This window comes from Pseudoroseomonas cervicalis ATCC 49957, assembly GCF_000164635.1.
Taxonomy (GTDB): Bacteria; Pseudomonadota; Alphaproteobacteria; order Acetobacterales; family Acetobacteraceae; genus Pseudoroseomonas; species Pseudoroseomonas cervicalis.
This window is the reverse complement of record NZ_GG770831.1, coordinates 1-1444: the sequence shown is the minus strand read 5'-3', so window position 1 is coordinate 1444 and position 1444 is coordinate 1. Positions and strand designations below refer to the sequence as shown.

The following is a 1444-nucleotide window of genomic DNA, read 5'->3' as shown; positions in this document are numbered from 1 at the left end:
AGCCGCTGCGCCAGGCGGCCGAGCGCGCCGCCGCCGCCGTGCCCGGCGTGCTCTCCGCCACCTGCGTGCTGACCGCGCATCGCGACGTGCCGGGCGCCGCCGGCGGGCATGGGCATGGGCATGGGCATGGGCATGGGCATGGGCATGGGCATGGGCATGGGCATGACCACGCCCATCATGGCCACGCGCATGGCCCCGCCGCCGCCCCGGCCGCTGGACCGGCCCCTGGCATGGCGCGCGCCAGCCGCCCCGCCCCCGGCCAGGGCCCGATGCTGCTGCCCGAGGTCGGCGCCATCGTGGCCGTCGCCTCCGGCAAGGGCGGCGTCGGCAAATCCACCACGGCGGTGAACCTCGCCGTGGCGCTGGCCGCCGACGGGCTGCGGGTCGGGCTGCTCGATGCCGACATCTACGGCCCCTCCCTGCCGCAGATGCTGGGCACGCGCGACAAGCCGCGCGCCACGGGGGGGCGCATCATCCCGCTCTCCCGCTGGGGGCTGAAGGCGATGTCGATCGGCTTCCTGGTCGAGGAGGAGACGCCGATGATCTGGCGCGGCCCCATGGTGATGGGCGCGCTGGAGCAGATGCTGGGCCAGGTGGAGTGGGGGGCGCTCGACGTGCTGGTGGTCGACATGCCGCCCGGCACCGGCGACGCCCAGCTGACCATGAGCCAGCGCGTGCCGCTGGCCGGCGCCGTCATTGTCTCCACCCCGCAGGATGTGGCGCTGATCGACGCCCGCCGCGGCATCCGCATGTTCGAGAAGGTGAACGTGCCGGTGCTCGGGCTGATCGAGAACATGTCCTTCTACTGCTGCCCGAATTGCGGCCACACCGCGAACATCTTCGGCCATGGCGGCGCCCGCGCCGAGGCCGAGCGCATGGGCGTGGAGTTCCTGGGCGAGCTGCCGCTGAAGCTGGAGATCCGCGAGCTGGCCGATGCCGGCACGCCGATCGTCATGGCCCGCCCCGACAGCCACGAGGCCGGCGCCTACCGCGCCATCGCCGCCCGGCTGCGGCAGAAGCTGGCGGAGCGCGCCCCGGCCGGGCCGAAGATCACCATCGAATAGGCCGGGCCAGCGGACGCAGAAAAGCCCGGCCCCCTGCGGGGCCGGGCGGGCGGCCGAAGCGGAGAGATCAATGCGGCAGGCGCGGCGCCGGGCCGTTGGCGCCGTCCTGCGCCTGGCGGTTGCGGCCCATCCGGTAGCCCAGCCACAGCACCGCCACCAGCAGCAGCGCCATGGCCGCGTCATGCAGCAGGAAGGTGAAGATCGCCCAGACCAGGCCGAGAATCGCCCAGACCAGCCACAGGCCGAGGGACAGCGCCGCCACCATCATCATCAGCGGGAAGCCCAGGATCAGCACCAGGAAGAACAGCAGCAGCCAGCCCATCGTCACCCCCGAGATCGCGCGCCGCTCAGGCGCGTCCGCCACCGCCGCCACGCCCCTT

General features: G+C 73.6%; 2 protein-coding genes. One reads left to right on the top strand and one right to left on the bottom strand.

The genetic code is table 11. From position 1 onward, the window contains the following. On the top strand, nt 1–1064 hold a 1064-nt coding region (locus tag HMPREF0731_RS19405), incomplete at its 5' end, for an Mrp/NBP35 family ATP-binding protein (protein WP_040614103.1). A gap of 67 nt (nt 1065–1131) precedes the next feature. Here the strand turns inward: HMPREF0731_RS19405 and HMPREF0731_RS19400 are convergent. Further along, nucleotides 1132–1444: hypothetical protein (locus HMPREF0731_RS19400; protein ID WP_245538366.1), on the bottom strand; the 313-nt coding region annotated here is incomplete at its 5' end.